This window comes from Streptomyces sp. NBC_00683 (genome assembly GCF_036226745.1).
In the GTDB taxonomy this organism is placed as follows: Bacteria; Actinomycetota; Actinomycetes; order Streptomycetales; family Streptomycetaceae; genus Streptomyces.
The window spans coordinates 8,125,119-8,141,581 of sequence record NZ_CP109013.1; the positions used below are offsets into that span (position 1 = coordinate 8,125,119).

The window sequence follows — 16,463 nt, forward strand, 5'->3', positions numbered from 1 at the left end:
GCGCATGAGCCCCAGGACGCAGAGGGACCCAGTGCCGCCCATAGCCAGTACCGTACGCCGAACCGCCCTGCTCACGGCGGGACTTGTTTTGCTCACCGCCTGCGGTGGCGGTTCGTCCGAGAAGACGTCGCAGGACGGCAGCAGTGCCGCCGGCTACCCCGTGACGCTGAAGAACTGCGGACGCACCGTCACCGTCGGAGCGGCCCCGCACCACGCGGTCTCCCTGGACCAGGGGTCGACGGAGATCCTGCTCTCGCTCGGCCTCGCCGACCGGCTGGCGGGCACCTCCACCTGGACCGACCCGGTGATGAAGGGCCTGGAGAAGGCCAGTGCGAGCGTCCCCCGCATCGCCGAGAACCGGCCTTCCTCGGAGAAGGTCCTCGACAAGGAACCCGACTTCATCAGCGCCTCGTTCGAATCGACGCTCGGCAAGGGCGGTGTCGCGCCCCGCGAGCAGTTCGAGGACCTCGGCGTCCCCACCTACGTCTCGCCGGCCGACTGCACGGCCAAGGACAACAGCACAGGCGGGGACGGTTCGCGTACGAAGCCGCTGACCATGGAGAGCGTCTACACCGAAGTGCACGATCTGGCCGAGGTGTTCGGCGTCCAGGAACGCGGTGACGAACTCGTCGCCCAACTCCGGGCACGCATCAGCAGGGCGACCGCGGGCATCGAGGCGTCGGACGCCACCCTGCTCTACTGGTTCGCCAACGCCGAGTCGCCCTACCTCGCGGGCTGCTGCGGGGCGCCCGGCATCATCACCGAGGAACTCGGCGCGAAGAACGTCTTCGACGACACCCACGAGGAGTGGCCCCAGATCAACTGGGAGACCGTCGCGGACCGCAACCCCGACGTCCTGGTCATCGGTGACCTGACCCGCAAGTCGCAGACCGCCGAGAGCGCCGAGAAGAAGATCCAGTTCCTGGAGTCCAATCCCGCCACGAGGAACATGGACGCAGTCCGGCACAAGCGCTACGTCCTCCTCAGCGGCCAGGCCATGAATCCCTCCATCCGTACCGTCGAAGGCGTGGAGCTCGTGGCCGCAGGGCTGCGCGGCTTCGGGCTCGCGGGGTGACCGACACCCGACAGGCCGCCGGCGTACGCGCACCGGAGGCAACGGTGCCCCGCCCGGCCGGTGTCCGTGTCCTGCGCGACGGCCTTCTGTGGAGCTGCGGGGCGGCACTGCTGCTCCTGTCCGTCGCGGTCGCCGTCACCATCGGGCCCGCCCGGATCTCGGTCCCGGACGTCTGGTCCGCGGTGGCGGCCCATCTCGGCCCCGGGGACTCGCGGCTCACCCCGATCCGGGACGGGATCATCTGGAACCTGCGCATGCCCCGCACCCTGCTCGCCGCGGTGTGCGGGGCAGGACTCGCGGTGTGCGGCACCGTGATGCAGTCACTGCTGCGCAACCCGCTCGCCGACCCGTTCGTGCTCGGTGTCTCCTCGGGGGCGTCCACCGGAGCGGTCGTGGTCGTCATCCTCGGAGCAGGCGGGGGAGCGGTGTCGATCTCGGCCGGTGCCTTCATCGGGGCCCTCTGCTCGTTCGCCCTCGTTCTGCTGCTCAGTCACACACTCGGCGGGACGACCGACCGGGTCGTCCTCTCCGGCGTGGCGGCGATGCAGCTCTTCTCCGCGCTCACCTCCTTCGTCGTGATGACGGCCGCCGACGCCGAGCAGACCCGCGGGGTGCTGTTCTGGCTGCTCGGCTCCCTGAGCGGGGTCGGCTGGACCGATGTGTGGATGTGCGCGGCGGTGCTCGCCGTGGCGCTGCTGATCTGCCTCGGACACGCCCGCACGCTCGACGCCTTCGCCTTCGGCCAGGACGCGGCGGCCACCCTCGGCGTCCATGTCGCCCGCACCCGGATCGTGCTGCTCTGCACCACGGCGCTGCTGACGGCGGCGCTCGTCAGCTCGGCGGGCGCCATCGGCTTCGTCGGCCTCGTCCTGCCGCACGCGGCCCGCGCCCTGACCGGATCGGGGCACCGGCGTCTTCTGCCGGTCACCGCGCTCGCCGGGGCGGTGTTCCTGGTCTGGGTCGACACCCTGGCCCGCACCGTCCTCGACCCGCAGGAGGTACCGGTCGGAGTGGTCACCGCCCTCATCGGCGTGCCCGCCTTCGTGCTGGTCCTGTACCGCACCCGGAGGGCCGCATGACCGCCGCCGCGACCGAGGGCCTGCGGGCCGAGCGCGTGACGCGGGAAGCGGGCGGGCGGATCGTCCTCGACGGAGTGGACATCGCGCCGCCACCAGGTGCCACGGTCGGACTCCTGGGGCCGAACGGATCCGGCAAGTCCACACTGCTCCGCATCATGGCCGGCGTCCTCGGCCCGGGCGCGGGCGCGGTGACCCTCGACGGCCGCACCCTCGCGGAGACCGGCCGCCGCACCGTCGCCCGACGCGTCGCCGTGGTCGACCAGCACGCCACCACCCAGGTCGAGTTGAGTGTCCTGGACGTCGTGCGCCTCGGCCGCATCCCGCACCGCCGTGCCTGGTCGGCGCCCGGCCGCGAGGACGAGGACGCCGTGCGCGAGGCGCTGGAGCGTACAGGCCTGGCCGACCGCACCGAGCAGTCCTGGCACACCCTGTCCGGCGGAGAGCGCCAGCGCGTCCAGATCGCCCGTGCACTCGCGCAGCAGCCCCGTGAACTCCTCCTGGACGAGCCGACGAACCATCTGGACATCCAGCACCAACTGGAGCTGCTGGCCCTCGTCTCCGCGCTGCCCGTCACCGCTGTCGTGGCGCTGCACGACCTCAACCTGGCCGCGATGTTCTGCGACCGCGTCACCGTCCTCAAGGAAGGACGGGTGGTGGCCTGCGGAACGCCCGCGGAGGTGATCACCGGGGAACTCATCGCGGACGTCTACCGGGTAAGGGCTGTGGTGACACCCGAAGGGCCGGACGGCAGGCCGTCGGTGCGCTTCCTGCCGGGGGCCGCCGCGGGCGGCCCGGTTTCCGGGTGACAGACGGCGAAGGGGCGGGCCCGCGTCGTCCGGGTCCGCCCCTCGCTGCTTGTCGCGCGGCCTGTCGCCGCTGAGTGAGGGGGTCAGCGGCGGCGTCCCTGGCCGAACTCGCCGCCCGTGTCCTTGCCGCTGCCCATGTCCTTGCCGTCCGCGTAGTCGATCTTCTCCTTGCGGAGTTCGGCGGAGACTTCCTTCTGTTCGGTGACCTTGTTGGTTTCGAGGCGGACGCGCTCCACCGGGACGGCCTCCTTACGGACGGTGGCGCGTTCGGCGTGCAAGGTGACTTCGACGTCCTCCTCGCCGATGCTCGTCGTCCCGGTCGACTTCTCGCCCGGCCGCATGGGTTCGCGCACCACGCGGACTTCCTCGTGGGACACGGGTACCGTCCGGGTGACGTTCTCGGTCACGACGTACTTGTGGAGGTGCGCCTTTCCGCTCTCGTACTCCTCTGTGCCGACGAGGAGTTGTTCCTCGGAACGGACCATTTCCTCCCGGCCCCCGGCGCCCGCGGCGGACCGTTCGGCCCCGGCTCCGGCGAGCGGGCGCGACGTGGAGGACGTCTCCGTGTCACGGTGCCTGCCCATGCCGGCGCCCGAGGTGGCTGCGCCCGTGGTGCCGACCGCTGTCGGCTTGGCGGTCGTCTTGGGGCTGGCCGTTCCTGCGGCTCCGGCTGTTCCTGCGGCTCCGGCTGTTCCTGCGGCGCCCATGGCTGCAGTTCCGGTGCCGGACGTGGTGCGCGCGTCGCCGCCCGCACCGGCGGTGGTCTTCCTGGTCATGCCGTAGTGCCGGTAGAGCTCTTCCTCCTCGGCCACGGAGAGATGCGCGTCGGCGTCCACCCTGGGGGCGTCCTTGACGCGGTCCTTCGCGTGCGAGACGTGCAGGTCGGAGCCCACGCGGCGGGCCCCGGCGAGCGGTACGAAGCTCTCCTTCATGCCGAACATTCCGGTCTTGACCGTGATCCAGTCGGGCTTGCCGGTGTCGTCGTCGACGTACACCCGTCCTACACTGCCGACCTTTTCGCCGTCACTGTCGTAGACGGTCAGACCGTCGAGTTCTCCGGAATCCGTGAAACCGTCAGCGGCTCCCATGGCCGATTCCTCCTCGCCCGGGCACGCCCTGTGGGTGGGTCCAGCAGGGAAGGCGCGTCCGGCTTCCATCGCGCCTCACCCGGTTGGACGCTGCAACCTCCCGGCCCGGGGAGCGGGCGGCCCGGAGGACCCGGGGTGGGCGGTGGCCCCGCGCAATGCCTGTATCGGCCCCTTCCACCCGTTACGCCATTCGGGTGAGCACCCTCATGGGTGCGCCGGGGATGCGGCCCCGCCCCGCACGTATGATCGACGCGCCGTCGCCGACCGTCGGGCGGCCTGTCCCCGGGGGTGCGCCATCGATTCCGTACGCACCCGCATCCCCGGACAGCGCGGGGAACTGCTGGCCAGGCAGGAGGAAGGCCTTCGCCTCCACCACCTGGTCTGGCGGCTGGGACCCGGCTGGCGGGTGTGCAGCAGCGCTGTCCTGGGCGGCGGCATCGGGCCGCGGGCCTGGATTCTCAATGCGCAGGTACCGGGCGGATACCCGCGGCTGGACCCGGACCGGCACCTCGCCGAGATCGCCGCGGCCGAGGAGCTCGGCGGCCCCGGGGCCGGGCTGATGACGGCCGCGGACGTCACCGCGTACACCGTCGCGGCCGACGGGGGCGTCACGGCCACCGTCACCAGCGGTCTCGGGGTACGGGGATGGGCCGCTGACCCGGCCGGAGGCACCGACGGCCCGCTGCCGCCGGGCACGGTCAACATCGTCGTCACCGTCCCCGTGGCGCTCTCCGACGCCGCCCTGGTCAACGCCGTGGCTACGGCGACCGAGGCCAAGGTCCAAGCCCTCGTGGACGCCGGACTCGACTGCTCGGGCACCCCCACGGACGCCGTGTGCATCGCCGCTCCCGACCCCGGGGCGCAGGCCGGGGAACCCTTCGCCGGCCCGCGCTCACGCTGGGGATCACGACTCGCCCGGGCCGTACACCGCGCCGTACTCGACGGCGCGCTGCGGCAGGCTTGAGTCCCGTCGCGCCGCCGCAGCCGCGCGGGGCGCACCGAGGAAGGGAATCCCCCATGACCACCGCCGCCCCCACGGGCTCAGCCACCGGCAGGCCGACCGTCGCGGTCCTCGGCACCGGGATCATGGGATCCGGGATGGCCCGCAGCATGCTCAGGGCCGGACTCCCCGTCCGGGCCTGGAACCGAACGCGGGCCAAGGCCGCGCCCCTTGCCGCGAACGGCGCCACCGTGACGGACACCGCGGAGGAAGCGGTGCGCGGCGCCGATGTCGTCCTCACCGCGCTGAACGACGGCCCGTCCGTGGCCGCGACCCTCACCGCCGCGGCCCCCGGACTCCGGCCCGGACAGGTCTGGCTGCAGAGTTCCACCGTCGGCCTCGACGCCACCGCCGATCTCGTCCACCGGGCCGCCGGCCTCGGACTCGTCTACCTGGACGCCCCGGTCTCCGGCACCCGGCAGCCCGCCGAGCAGGGCACCCTCACCGTGCTCGTCTCCGGCCCCTCCACCGCCCGCGCAGCGGCGCTGCCGGTCCTGGAAGCGATCGGGCAGCGCACCGTGTGGGTCGGGGAGGACCCGGGAGCGGCCACCCGGCTCAAGCTGGTCGCCAACACCTGGGTGATCAACCTGGTCAACAGCGTGGCCGAATGCCTCAATCTCGCCGAGGGGCTCGGGATCGACCCGCAGTTGTTCCTGGACGCGGTGAAGGGCGGCCCACTGGACACCCCGTATCTGCAGGGCAAGTCCGCCGCGGTGCTGTCCGGCGACCTCACCCCGAGCTTCGCGCTCTCCACGGCGCTCAAGGACACCCGGCTGATCCTCGACGCCGCCGGGGCGTCCGGGGTGACGCTGGATCTGGTCGCCGCCTCCGCCGAGCGGTTCACCCGTGCGGAGGCGGCCGGACACGGCGCCGAGGACATGATCGCCACGTACTACGCGGGCCGCTCCGAATAGCGGCGGCGTCAGGCGACCGTCACCGGGTGCCGCACCACCGCGTCGAAGAGGTAGCCCTGCGTGTTGTGGGCCGCCGTCGCCGGCTGGGTGCGGCCCGACCGGTCCGTCGCCCGGGCGAGCAGCACGGCGGGGCCGGCCTCCTTCGGAACCCAGTCGGCCGTCCAGCGGACCCAGCTGCCGCTCCTGGGCTCGTCGCGCAGCCGGGCGGGCCGCCACCGGGTGCCGCCGTCGGTGCTGACCTCGACGAGACGCACCGGTGCGCCGCCCGACCAGGACCGGCCCGTGAGCAGGTGCCTGCGATGGGCGGCGAAGGTGGCACCGGGCGCCAGCTCGAAGGCGCTCTTGAGTGTCTGCCGGGTCAGCGGATCGCTGCCCTCCGGCGGGTACCCGGGGCCGAACAGCCGGTACAGGCCGGTGTTCCACGGAGTCAGCAGCGGCTCAGCGCTCACCTCGATGTCCCCGACCCACTTGATGTTCGCGATGCCGACCCAGGACGGGACGATCAGCCGGACCGGATGGCCGTGGTCGGGCGGCAGCGGCTCGCCGTTCATCTCGTAGGCGAGGAGGACGTCGTCCAGAGCCTTCGACACCGGCAGAGGCCTGCGCACCCGGCCCAGGTTCGTCCCGTCGCTGATGACCTCCGCGTCCAGTCCACGCGGCAGCACGTCCACCGCGTCCCTCCCGATTCCGGCCAGCCGCAGCACATCGGCGAGCCGGACCCCGCGCCAGCGTGCCGTACCGATCGCGCCGAGAGTCCAGGCGGTGCCGCTGACCTGCTGGTTCTGTTGCGAGGTAAAGAAGCTGCGGCCGTTGCCCGCGCACTCGACGAACGCGGTACGGGTCACCGACGGCAGGGCGCGCAACGCGGCGTACGAGAAGTCCACCGGCCCGCCCGTCAGCCCGCTGCCCCAGACCGTCAGCTTCCAGTCCGCCGCCTCGATGCGGGGCGTCGCGGTGTGGTTGCGGACGAAGAAGCGGTCGACGGGGGTGAGCAGCCCGGTGTCGCGCAGCGCGGCGAAGTTCGTCTCCGCGTTGGTGCCGCGCACCGTGAACAGCTCCGGCGGCAGTGGCTTCACCACCCCCGCCAGGGTTCCCGCCGCGTGGGCCGGCGAGGCGGCGGCCGGAATCAGCGGGACGGCGGCCGACGCCGCCGCGACCAGCTTCAGAAGGTCGCGGCGGTCGATCCCCGCCGATCTGGCGCCGCCGCGGGACCACTGACGCAGTCTCATCCGGTCGTACGCGGCTTCGGACGGCTCTACGGAACTCATGGGCGCTCCAGGGAGAAGGGGAGGGGAGGGAGGGGGTCACGAAGCGGGCAGTAACTCCCTCACGAGGTCGCCCACCTGGCCGGTCTCGATGAGGAAGCCGTCGTGCCCGTAAGGTGATCCGATGGTCCGGAGCCGGTCCGCACCGGGCAGCAGAGCCGCCAGTTCCGCCTGCTGCGAGGGCGGATAGAGCCGGTCCGAGTCGATTCCCGCGACCAGGGCGGGCATGCCCGCACGGCGCAGGGCCTGCGCGACACCGCCGCGGCCCCGGCCCACATCGTGTCCGTTCATCGCCTCGGTGAGCGTCACGTAGCTGCCGGCGTCGAAGCGGCGCACGAGCTTGGCGGCATGGTGGTCGAGGTACGACTCCACCTGGTAGCGCCCGCCCTGCGAGGGAAGCTCACCGGACTGCGCCTCCCGGCCGAACCGCGCCGCCAGCTCCGTCTCGCTGCGATAGGTGACATGGGCGATCCGCCGCGCCTGGCCGAGCCCGCGGTGCGGACCCGAGCCGGGCGGGCCGTCGTGGTACCGGCCGCCCCGCCAGCCCGGGTCCGCACGGATCGCGGAGATCTGCACGCTGCCCCAGGCGATCTGTTCCGCCGACGCCGCGGCCGGGGTGGCGAGTACCAGCAGTGATCCCGTACGGTCCGGCCGGCTCACCGCCCATTCGAGGGCGCGCATGCCCCCCATCGAACCGCCGACGACCGCAGCCCAACGGCCGATGCCGAGGGCGTCGGCGAGCGCGGCCTCGGCCGCCACCTGGTCGCGGACCGTCAGATACGGGAAGTCGGCTCCCCAGCGGGTGCCGTCGGGGCGCCGGGAGGACGGACCGGTGCTGCCCTGACAGCCGCCCAGAACGTTCGGCGCGACGACGAACCAGCGGTCGGTGTCGAACGCCCGGCCCGGCCCGATCAGTGCGTCCCACCAGCCCGCGGTCGGATGCCCCGGCCCGGGAGGGCCCGCCGCGTGACTGTCACCGGTCAGCGCGTGCAGGACCAGCACCGCGTTGGCGCCGTCCGGTGCGAGCCTGCCCCAGGTCTCGTACGCGAGCCGTACGCCCGGCAGCTCGGACCCCGACTCGAGCCCGAGCGGACCGTCCGGCGCCACCCAGGAACGGCGGCCGGACGGATCCCCCTCCCGCCAGCCTCCGGCGGCCGGCGGGAGAGGGAGTGCGGGGGACGTGGCGACCCGGTTCAGGACGCCGCCTTGGCGGCCCGGAAGCCGGCCTCCAGATCGGCCTTGAGGTCGTCCACGTTCTCCAGACCCACCGAGAGCCGCACGAGGCCGGCGGTGGCGCCCGTGGCGGCGAGCTCCTCCTCGGTCAGCTGGCTGTGCGTCGTGGAAGCGGGGTGGATGATCAGGCTCCGTACGTCACCGATGTTGGCGAGGTGGCTGAACAGCTCGACTGCGTCCACGAACCGCTTGCCCGCCTCCACCCCGTCCCGCAGCTCGAAGGCGAGCACGGCTCCGGCACCGCGCGGCAGGTAGCGCTGCCCCGCCCCGTACCAGGGACTCGACTCCAGTCCCGCGTAGTGCACGGCCGACACCTCGTCGCGGCCCTCCAGCCACCGGGCGAGCGCCAGCGCGTTGGAGGTGTGCCGCTCCAGGCGCAGGCTCAGCGTCTCCACACCCTGGAGCAGCAGGAACGCGGAGTGCGGAGAGAGTGCGGGCCCCAGGTCGCGCAGCAGCTGGACCCGCAGCTTCACGGCGAAGGCGCTGTGCCCCAGGTCGGGCCAGTACCGCAGGCCGTGGTAGCTCGGGTCCGGGGTGTGGAAGTCCGGAAAGCGCTCCGCGTGTGCACCGAAATCGAACGTGCCACCGTCCACGACGACACCGCCGATGGTGGTGCCGTGCCCGCCGAGGAACTTCGTCGCGGAGTGGATGACGACGTCCGCGCCGTGCTCGAGGGGCCGCAGGAGGTACGGGGTCGGCACGGTGTTGTCGACGACGAGCGGAATCCCCGCCCCGTGCGCCGCGTCCGCCACGCCCCGGATGTCCAGGACGTCACCGCGCGGATTGCCGAGCGTCTCCGCGAACAGGGCCTTGGTGTTGGGCCGGATCGCCGACCGCCACGCCTCGATGTCGTCGGGGTCCTCGACGAACGACACCTCGATGCCGAACCGGGGGAGCGTGTGCCGGAACAGGTTGTACGTACCGCCGTAGAGCGAGGCCGAGGAGACGATGTGGTCGCCGGCGCCGGCCAGCGTCAGGAGCGCGAGCGTCTCCGCGGCCTGTCCGGACGCGAGTGCCACGGCGGCCACTCCGCCCTCCAGCGCGGCGATCCGCTGCTCCAGGACGTCCTGCGTGGGGTTGTGGATCCGGGTGTAGATGTTGCCGGGCTCGGCCAGCGAGAAGAGGTCGGCCGCATGCTGCGTGTCACGGAAGACGAAGGACGTCGACTGGTAGATCGGCACCGCACGGGCACCGGTCGTGGGATCCGGGACGGCACCGGAGTGGATCTGCTTGGTCTCGAAGGACCAGGCGGCCCCGGCGTCCTCGCGGTCGTGGTCCTCGGGAGTGTGGCCTGCGGTGACGGAGTCGACGGGCTGGCTCATGTCATTCCTCGCACGGTGGTTCAGTGGCGGATGCGCGCGAGCACGGATGGCGACGCGGCGGCGACGGGCTGACTACGGACCGTAGAGGGCCGCGCGAGGGTGTGGAAGCGTGCCGTCGGGATGGCCACGAACCTGCAATACCGCGGCAACAGAGGGCAGTTGCGTTGTTGCCGGAACCGGTCCGCCGCTCCCCGCGTATGTCGCGCGGGGAGCGGCGGACCGGGATGGTGCGGAAGGCGGTGGGGCGGCCGCGCTGGCTCCCGACGAGATGCCTGTCGGAGCCGGGGCCGGGTGTCAGTCCTGCGTGAACATCCCGGTGCGGAGCTTGTCCAGAATGCGGCTCAGCAGCCGGGAGACATGCATCTGGGAAATTCCCAGGCGGTCACCAATCTGAGCCTGCGTCATCTCCTGGCCGAACCGCATGTCGATGATGCTGCGCTCACGGGCGTCGAGTTCACCCAGCAGGGGCGCGAGCGTATGAAGATTCTCGACCGTCTCCATGGCGGGGTCGGTCCTGCCCAGCACATCCGCGTAGGTGCGGCCGCTCGTGACGTGGCCCGCGGAGTCCGCCGAATCGGTCGGCATGTCGAGCGATCCCGCCGTGTAGCCGTTGGCGGCGACGATTCCCTCGGTGATCTCCGCGTCGTCGAGGCCGAGATGCTCGGCGAGTTCGTGCACGGTGGGGTCCCTGTCCAGGCCGGCCGACAGGGTCTCCTTCGCCTTGGCGATCTCGACCCGCAGTTCCTGCAGGCGCCGGGGCACATGCACGGACCAACTGGTGTCACGGAAGAACCGCTTGATCTCACCGACGATGTACGGCACGGCGAACGAGGTGAACTCCACCTCGCGGGAGAGGTCGAAGCGGTCGATCGCCTTGATCAGGCCCACGGTGCCGACCTGGACGATGTCCTCCATGTCGCCGCTGCCCCGGTTGCGGAAGCGGCCCGCGGCGAAGCGGACGAGGGACAGATTCATCTCGATGAGCGTGTTCCGGGCGTACTGGTACTCGGGAGTGCCCTCCTCGAGCACCTGCAGCCGATCGAAGAAGAGCTTCGACAGGGCGCGTGCGTCCTTGGGCGCGATCTTCCCGGCGTCCTCGATCCACGGGAGATCGTCCGTCGCTGCTGCTCGCGTCACGTCGGCGGTCCGCGCGGTGTGCTCCGTCATTGCCGTCACGCTCCTCAGGTCGTGGGCCATGAGGTCTGGGCGCCTGCCCGGAGGCTCGGCCCGCAAGCGCGAAAGGCGGATTTGAGCCGCGTACGCGCCCGCCTTTGGCCGGTAATCGTCGCTATCGCCCCAGGACCCGTCCGCGGCAGCCCTTCCCGGGAGCCGCATCGAGGGCCCCGCCGGGAGCAAGCAAGCACAGGACCGCCCCACCGGTACGGGGGAGCCCGGTGGGGCGGCCGTCTCCAGAGTGCCACAGCGAAGGGCACGTTGGGGGCACGATCCCGTTAGCGGTACGCGATCCGGCCGACCGTCTTTCGCCGGCCGCCCGGGTCCGCGCGCCACCGGCCGTGAGGGCTCGCGGCCCGGTGCCTTGATTACACGCTCATGAACAGTCGGGCGTCCCGGGAATAGGTGCATGACGAATGGGCTTTCCGATGCTGTCGTCAGCTGCTGAGATCAACCGGAGCGAGGAGCCCATGCCCAAGGCCTGCGTACGCGATCGCCATGACGGACCCGGAACGGGAAGCCGACTTCTGATGCCCGCCGTCGGTGCCGCCGGACGGATCCCGGCAGCGGCACCCGAAGGGACCGGCACCACCGCGAGCGGGGAGGCGGCATGAGCTCCCTCGGTGACCCGACGCCCCTGGGCGAGGCGCATCCGCTGGACAATCCGGCCCGCGCCTCGCTGACCGGACCCCATGCCCACTTCGCGGAGCACCAGGGCCGCATCCTGCGCTACCCGCCCGACGTCACCCCGTGGCTCGCCCTGCCGGACCGGCCCGAGGCCCAGGACTGGGCCGATGTCGCCGCGCTCGCCGGGCCGGGTGCCTCCATCACCCTCACCGCCTTCCGGGAGCCGCCGCCGGACGACTGGGAGATCGTCTTCCAGGCCGAGGGCGTGCAGTTGGTGGACGACGGCGTGGACACCGCACCGGACCCGGAGGCGGTGCTCCTGGGCCCCGCCGATGTGCCGGAGATGCTGGAGCTCGTCGCGCGCACCCGGCCCGGCCCGTTCCTGCCGCGCACGGTCGAGCTCGGCACCTATCTGGGTATCCGCCGCTCGGGGGTGCTCGTGGCGATGGCGGGCGAGCGGCTTCACCCGCCCGGCTGGACCGAGATCAGTGGCGTGTGCACCGACGAGTCCGTACGCGGGGAGGGGCTCGCGACGCGGCTCGTCCGGGCCGTCGCCCACGGCATCGAGGAACGCGGCGAGACGCCCTTCCTGCACGCCGCCGCGTCGAACGTCAACGCCATCCGGCTCTACGAATCCCTCGGCTTCCGGCTGCGCCGCCGGACCTCGTTCCTCTCCGCGCTGGTCCCGGCGGAACCCGAGCGCCGCACCGACGCCAGGACCCCGGCCCGGGGGAAAGGTAGTTTGGAACAAGTGGGATGACACCGACAAAACGGCGAGAGGCCTTTCATGGTCATGGGGCTCCGGCTGCCGGCAGCGGCGCGCCGGACGGCGCTGCCCGGGACGGATCCGGGTGAGGCGGCGGCCGGTGCCTCCCGTGTCAGGAGCTGGGCGCTCGCCGTCGGGCTGGTGCTGCTGACCGCCATGGTCGTCCTCCTCGACGTCCTCACCGGCGAGGAACTGCCCATCATTCCGCTCCTGGTGGTCCTGCCCGCAATGGCCTCGGTCTTCTGCACGGTCCGCCAGACCGTCTGTGTGGCGCTGTGGGTCACGATTGTCGTGACCGGGTCCCTCATCGGGTCCGGAGGGGCGTTCTGGGACGTCACCTTCGTCATCGGCTTCACCGCGGTGGCCAGCGCCCTGGGAGTCGTCGCCTGCGCCGCCCGTATCCGCCACGCCAAGGAGATCGCCCGGCTGCGTTCGGCGGCCGTGGCACTCCAGAGACAGATCCTGCGGCCATTGCCCATCGTCACCGAGCAGGTCCGGGCGCACGGGATCTACGAGCCGATCGAGGAGGACCGCTTCGTCGGCGGCGACATCTACGAAGTCGTGCAGTCGCCCTACGGGACACGGGTCATCATCGGTGACGTCCAGGGCAAGGGGCTGCCCGCGATCGGAGCGGGCTTCGCCGCGCTCGGCGCCTTCCGCGAAGCGGCCGTCCGGGAGCCCGAGCTCACCAGGGTGGCCGACGCCCTGGAGGCCGCGGTGTCCCGGCACAACCAGTTCACCGCCGAGACCGGGGACACCGAGCGCTTCGTCACCGCCCTGCTGCTCGGATTCGACGGCGGCGACAGGGTGAGGGCCGTGAACTGCGGACACCTTCCGCCGCGACTGCTGCACGGCGGATCGGTGTCGAAGGTCGCCCTGCACCGGACGTCCGTACCTCTCGGGATGGCGGAGCTCAGCACCGAGGCGCGCGCCGCCGAGTGGGTCGACTTTCCTCGCGGCGCGGCGCTCCTGGTGTTCACGGACGGGGTGACCGAGGCCCGCGACTCCGGAGGGTCCTTCTACCCGCTGGACGAACGGCTCGCCGAGTGGGCGGGGCGTGACCCCCGCCAGGTGCTGGAGGCGCTCCAGGTGGACCTGGAGAATTTCTCCGGAGGGGTGCGCCGCGACGACGTGGCGGCGCTCGTCCTGAGCAGGCCGCAGGACACGGGCAGGCTGCGGGAGATGTCCGACGGTGACGCCGCACAGCGCCCCACAGGAGCGTTGAGCGACTACTGACCCCGTACGGGCCGCCCCGGGGGAGTCGGACGGCCTCTGCCTGCGCGGCACGGCCGGCCCGGAGGACCTCGAGCGCGGCACCGTGGACCCGGCGGCGGGAGCCTGGTTCCCGTAACAGGCCCTGGAACGCGTCAGGTTCGCGCAATCACCGGTCTTCCGACGCTGAGCCGATGAGGGACCTTCGAGCCCGACAGCCACGCCCACAGCCGACGGTGACGGCCCGGAGCGCACACCTCCGGGCCGTCGCCCCGCCCGAAAACCGACGGCGGTACCCGGCGGAGCGTGGTTACACTGGACCGCATGGGTTCGTACTACTTCTTTCTCTGATTCCCGGCCAGGACGCCGCCGCGCGACGCTGAGCGTCGCCGCGTGACCGACCCGGTCACGCAGTCGTGCCGCAGTCCTTCCCGCCGTCCGACACCCCTGCCCCGCAGCGCGTTCCACCGTGCGCCGCCGAGGGCCTGTCACCTCAGGGAAAGCACCCATGTCTCCCCAGCGCCATCGCGCCCAGTTGTCCATGAAAGACGTCTCCAAGGCCTACGGAGACCGATCCGTCCTCGACCAGGTGTCCCTCACCGTCCGTCCCGGCGAGAAGGTCGGCGTCATCGGCGAGAACGGTTCCGGGAAGTCCACCCTGCTCCGTCTGATGGCCGGGGCCGAGGCCCCGGAGAGCGGCGACATCACCGTCACCTTCCCCGGCGGCACCGGCTACCTCGCCCAGACCCTCACGCTCGACCCCGGCAGCACCGTCCAGGACACGATCGACGCGGCCCTCGCCGAACTGCGCACCCTGGAGCGCCTGATCGGCGAGGCCGAAGCGGCGATGTCCGACGGGAACCCCACCGAAGCGGAACTCGCCGCGTACGGCGACCTGTTGACGGCGTACGAGGAACGCGGCGGGTACCAGGCCGACGCCCGGGCCGACGCGGCCCTGCACGGCCTCGGTCTGGGCCACCTCGGCCGGGACCGCGGGCTCGGCACCCTGTCCGGCGGGGAGCAGTCCAGACTGGCCCTGGCCTGCGTACTCGCCGCGGCTCCGGAACTGCTCCTGCTCGACGAACCCACCAACCATCTCGACGTCGCCGCCGTCACCTGGCTGGAGGACCACCTCCGTGCCCACCGCGGCACCGTGGTGGCCGTCACCCACGACCGGGCGTTCCTGGAGCGGACCACCACCGTGATCCTGGAGGTCGACAGGGACCTGCGCGGCGTCTCCCGGTACGGGGACGGCTGGGACGGCTACCGCACAGCCAAGGCAGCCGCACGCCGTCGATGGGCGCAGGAGCACCAGGAGTGGCTGGCCGAGCTTGCCCGGACCGAGGAACTGGTGAGCGCGGCCGGTCAGCGTCTGGCCGGTACCGGCAAGGACCCGGGGCAGGGCTTCGGCAAGCACCGCAGATCACACGAAGCCAAGCTGTCCGGGCAGGTCAGGGCGGCCAGGACCCGCCTTGAGGCCCTGCGCCGCACGCCCGTGCCCGCGCCTCCCCGGCCACTGAGTTTCACGGTCGAACTCGCGACAGCAGGTGATCGGGAGGCCGGGGAGAACGGGAGCACCGAGCCGCTGGCCGAGCTCGATTCCGTCGTCGTCGGCGACCGCCTGGACCTGCCCGCGCTGCGCGTCGGCCCGGGGCAGAGACTCCTGGTCACCGGCCCGAACGGTGCGGGCAAGTCCACCCTGCTGCGCGTGCTGGCAGGGGACCTCGCCCCCGACGCCGGCACGGTCAGGCGCCGGGCACGGATCGGCTACCTCCCGCAGGAACTCCCCGTCAGGCCCACGCGCCGCTCGCTGCTCGCCACGTTCGCCGCAGGACGGCCCGGGTTCGCCGACGAGCACGCCGAGGACCTGCTGGCGCTCGGCCTCTTCCGTCCCGAAGACCTGACCGTCCCCGTTGCCGCACTCTCCATCGGGCAGCAGCGCAGACTCGCCCTGGCGAGACTGGTGACCAGGCCGGCCGATCTGCTGGTCCTGGACGAGCCGACCAACCACATCGCGCTGAGCCTCGTCGAGGAACTGGAGGCGGCACTCGCCCAGTACCGGGGCGCCGTCGTCGTCGTCTCGCACGACCGCAGCTTCCGCGGCCGCTTCACGGGTGACCGCCTCGAACTGCGGGCGGGCCGTCCGGTGACCGGCGCCGGGAGCCGCGCCTTCGCGGCCTACGGCTCCGACGGCGCCCGTCCGTCCCGGACGTAATCGCGCAGCCGGTCGACGAAGACGCGCTGGCCCGCCACCAGGCGTTCTGCGGCCTCGTCCGGTGTGCACCAGGCGAACCGGTCCAATTCCGGGAACTCCCGCTGCACACCGGACCCTCTGGGCCACTCCATGGTGAACGTCCCCGGAACCGCCTCCGCGGGATCCAGTTCGGCCTCCACGGCCCAGATGGTCACGGTCTTGCCGCTCGACTGACGCGCCTCGCCCAGTGACACCCACGCGCCGTCCGGTACCGGCAGCCCCAGCTCCTCCTCGAACTCCCGCCGGGCGGCTGCCGCCGGCTCTTCCCCGGGTTCGTACTCGCCCTTGGGGATCGACCAGGCAGCCGCCTCGCGGCCCGCCCAGAAGGGACCGCCCATGTGCCCGATCAGCACGTCGACGTCCCGTCCGTCCCCGGTCGCCCGGTAGAGCAGAACACCCGCACTGCGCCTTGATGTCGGCATGTCGCCAAGTCTGCCCGGCGGTGTTCCCGAAGGCCACCGGCGAACGCCCGTTCGGCCGAGCGCCGAGCCGCCCGGCACCGACGGTCACTCCTTCGCCGCCGGCTGTTTCTCCTGATGTCCTCGTTGTCCTCTGGTGCGGCACCGTACACCCGGCCATGCTGTCCGCCGACAGCGCTTACTGCCGGCGCAACCAGCTCTGCACCAGGAGGACTTGTGGGCCCAGGCAT

At 72.0% G+C, this 16,463-nt stretch carries 14 protein-coding genes; 8 read left to right on the forward strand and 6 right to left on the reverse strand.

The genetic code is table 11. From position 1 onward, the window contains the following. Positions 1-4 precede the first annotated feature (4 nt). Genes OG257_RS35260 through OG257_RS35270 form a run of 3 tightly spaced genes read left to right on the forward strand, consistent with a single transcriptional unit; the run spans position 5 to position 2,960 of the window. Positions 5-1,075, forward strand: a complete 1,071-nt coding sequence (locus tag OG257_RS35260) for an ABC transporter substrate-binding protein (protein ID WP_329214211.1) — start codon at positions 5-7, stop codon at positions 1,073-1,075. Beyond that, the gene (locus tag OG257_RS35265; RefSeq protein WP_443054528.1) at positions 1,072-2,154 is read left to right on the forward strand and encodes a FecCD family ABC transporter permease; all 1,083 of its coding nucleotides are present in this window, start codon (positions 1,072-1,074) and stop codon (positions 2,152-2,154) included. Before OG257_RS35260 ends, OG257_RS35265 begins: the two co-directional genes overlap by 4 nt. Then, complete coding sequence (locus OG257_RS35270; protein WP_329214213.1) at positions 2,151-2,960, forward strand: ABC transporter ATP-binding protein; 810 nt, start codon at positions 2,151-2,153, stop codon at positions 2,958-2,960. The genes OG257_RS35265 and OG257_RS35270 overlap by 4 nt, the downstream gene beginning before the upstream one ends. A gap of 83 nt (positions 2,961-3,043) precedes the next feature. Here OG257_RS35270 and OG257_RS35275 read toward each other — a convergent pair whose 3' ends face one another. Further along, positions 3,044-4,048, reverse strand: coding sequence for a PRC and DUF2382 domain-containing protein (locus tag OG257_RS35275; protein ID WP_329214215.1), 1,005 nt, complete (start codon positions 4,046-4,048; stop codon positions 3,044-3,046). Positions 4,049-4,388: 340 nt separating this feature from the next. Here OG257_RS35275 and OG257_RS35280 point away from each other — a divergent pair, with 340 nt between their 5' ends. Both OG257_RS35280 and OG257_RS35285 read left to right on the forward strand, forming a co-directional pair. Beyond that, positions 4,389-5,012 carry an adenosylcobinamide amidohydrolase gene (locus tag OG257_RS35280; RefSeq protein ID WP_443054595.1) on the forward strand — a complete coding sequence of 208 codons (624 nt, stop codon included), beginning with the start codon at positions 4,389-4,391 and terminating at the stop codon, positions 5,010-5,012. Between the two features lie 53 nt (positions 5,013-5,065). Beyond that, positions 5,066-5,962 carry an NAD(P)-dependent oxidoreductase gene (locus OG257_RS35285; protein WP_329214217.1) on the forward strand — a complete coding sequence of 299 codons (897 nt, stop codon included), beginning with the start codon at positions 5,066-5,068 and terminating at the stop codon, positions 5,960-5,962. A gap of 8 nt (positions 5,963-5,970) precedes the next feature. On the opposite strand, the gene OG257_RS35290 is transcribed toward OG257_RS35285, so the two are convergent. From OG257_RS35290 to OG257_RS35305, 4 genes are all read right to left on the reverse strand, one after another. Beyond that, positions 5,971-7,230 carry a sulfite oxidase gene (locus OG257_RS35290; protein WP_329214219.1) on the reverse strand — a complete coding sequence of 420 codons (1,260 nt, stop codon included), beginning with the start codon at positions 7,228-7,230 and terminating at the stop codon, positions 5,971-5,973. Between the two features lie 36 nt (positions 7,231-7,266). After that, the gene (metX, locus tag OG257_RS35295) at positions 7,267-8,424 is read right to left on the reverse strand and encodes a homoserine O-acetyltransferase MetX (protein ID WP_329215513.1); all 1,158 of its coding nucleotides are present in this window, start codon (positions 8,422-8,424) and stop codon (positions 7,267-7,269) included. After that, complete coding sequence (locus OG257_RS35300; protein WP_329214221.1) at positions 8,421-9,782, reverse strand: bifunctional o-acetylhomoserine/o-acetylserine sulfhydrylase; 1,362 nt, start codon at positions 9,780-9,782, stop codon at positions 8,421-8,423. The genes metX and OG257_RS35300 overlap by 4 nt, the downstream gene beginning before the upstream one ends. Positions 9,783-10,076: 294 nt before the next feature. Next, the gene (locus OG257_RS35305; RefSeq protein ID WP_329214223.1) at positions 10,077-10,949 is read right to left on the reverse strand and encodes an RNA polymerase sigma factor SigF; all 873 of its coding nucleotides are present in this window, start codon (positions 10,947-10,949) and stop codon (positions 10,077-10,079) included. A gap of 616 nt (positions 10,950-11,565) precedes the next feature. On the opposite strand from OG257_RS35305, the gene OG257_RS35310 reads away from it, so the two are divergent. The 3 genes from OG257_RS35310 (at position 11,566) to abc-f (ending at position 15,775) form a co-directional block, all read left to right on the forward strand. Next, complete coding sequence (locus tag OG257_RS35310; protein ID WP_329214225.1) at positions 11,566-12,342, forward strand: GNAT family N-acetyltransferase; 777 nt, start codon at positions 11,566-11,568, stop codon at positions 12,340-12,342. 27 nt (positions 12,343-12,369) lie between these two features. Continuing rightward, positions 12,370-13,584, forward strand: coding sequence for a PP2C family protein-serine/threonine phosphatase (locus tag OG257_RS35315; RefSeq protein ID WP_329214227.1), 1,215 nt, complete (start codon positions 12,370-12,372; stop codon positions 13,582-13,584). 484 nt (positions 13,585-14,068) lie between these two features. Beyond that, positions 14,069-15,775 carry a ribosomal protection-like ABC-F family protein gene (abc-f, locus tag OG257_RS35320; protein WP_329214229.1) on the forward strand — a complete coding sequence of 569 codons (1,707 nt, stop codon included), beginning with the start codon at positions 14,069-14,071 and terminating at the stop codon, positions 15,773-15,775. Here abc-f and OG257_RS35325 read toward each other — a convergent pair. After that, complete coding sequence (locus OG257_RS35325) at positions 15,739-16,236, reverse strand: NUDIX domain-containing protein (RefSeq protein ID WP_329214231.1); 498 nt, start codon at positions 16,234-16,236, stop codon at positions 15,739-15,741. The two genes, abc-f and OG257_RS35325, sit on opposite strands and share 37 nt — an antisense overlap. Positions 16,237-16,463 lie beyond the last annotated feature (227 nt).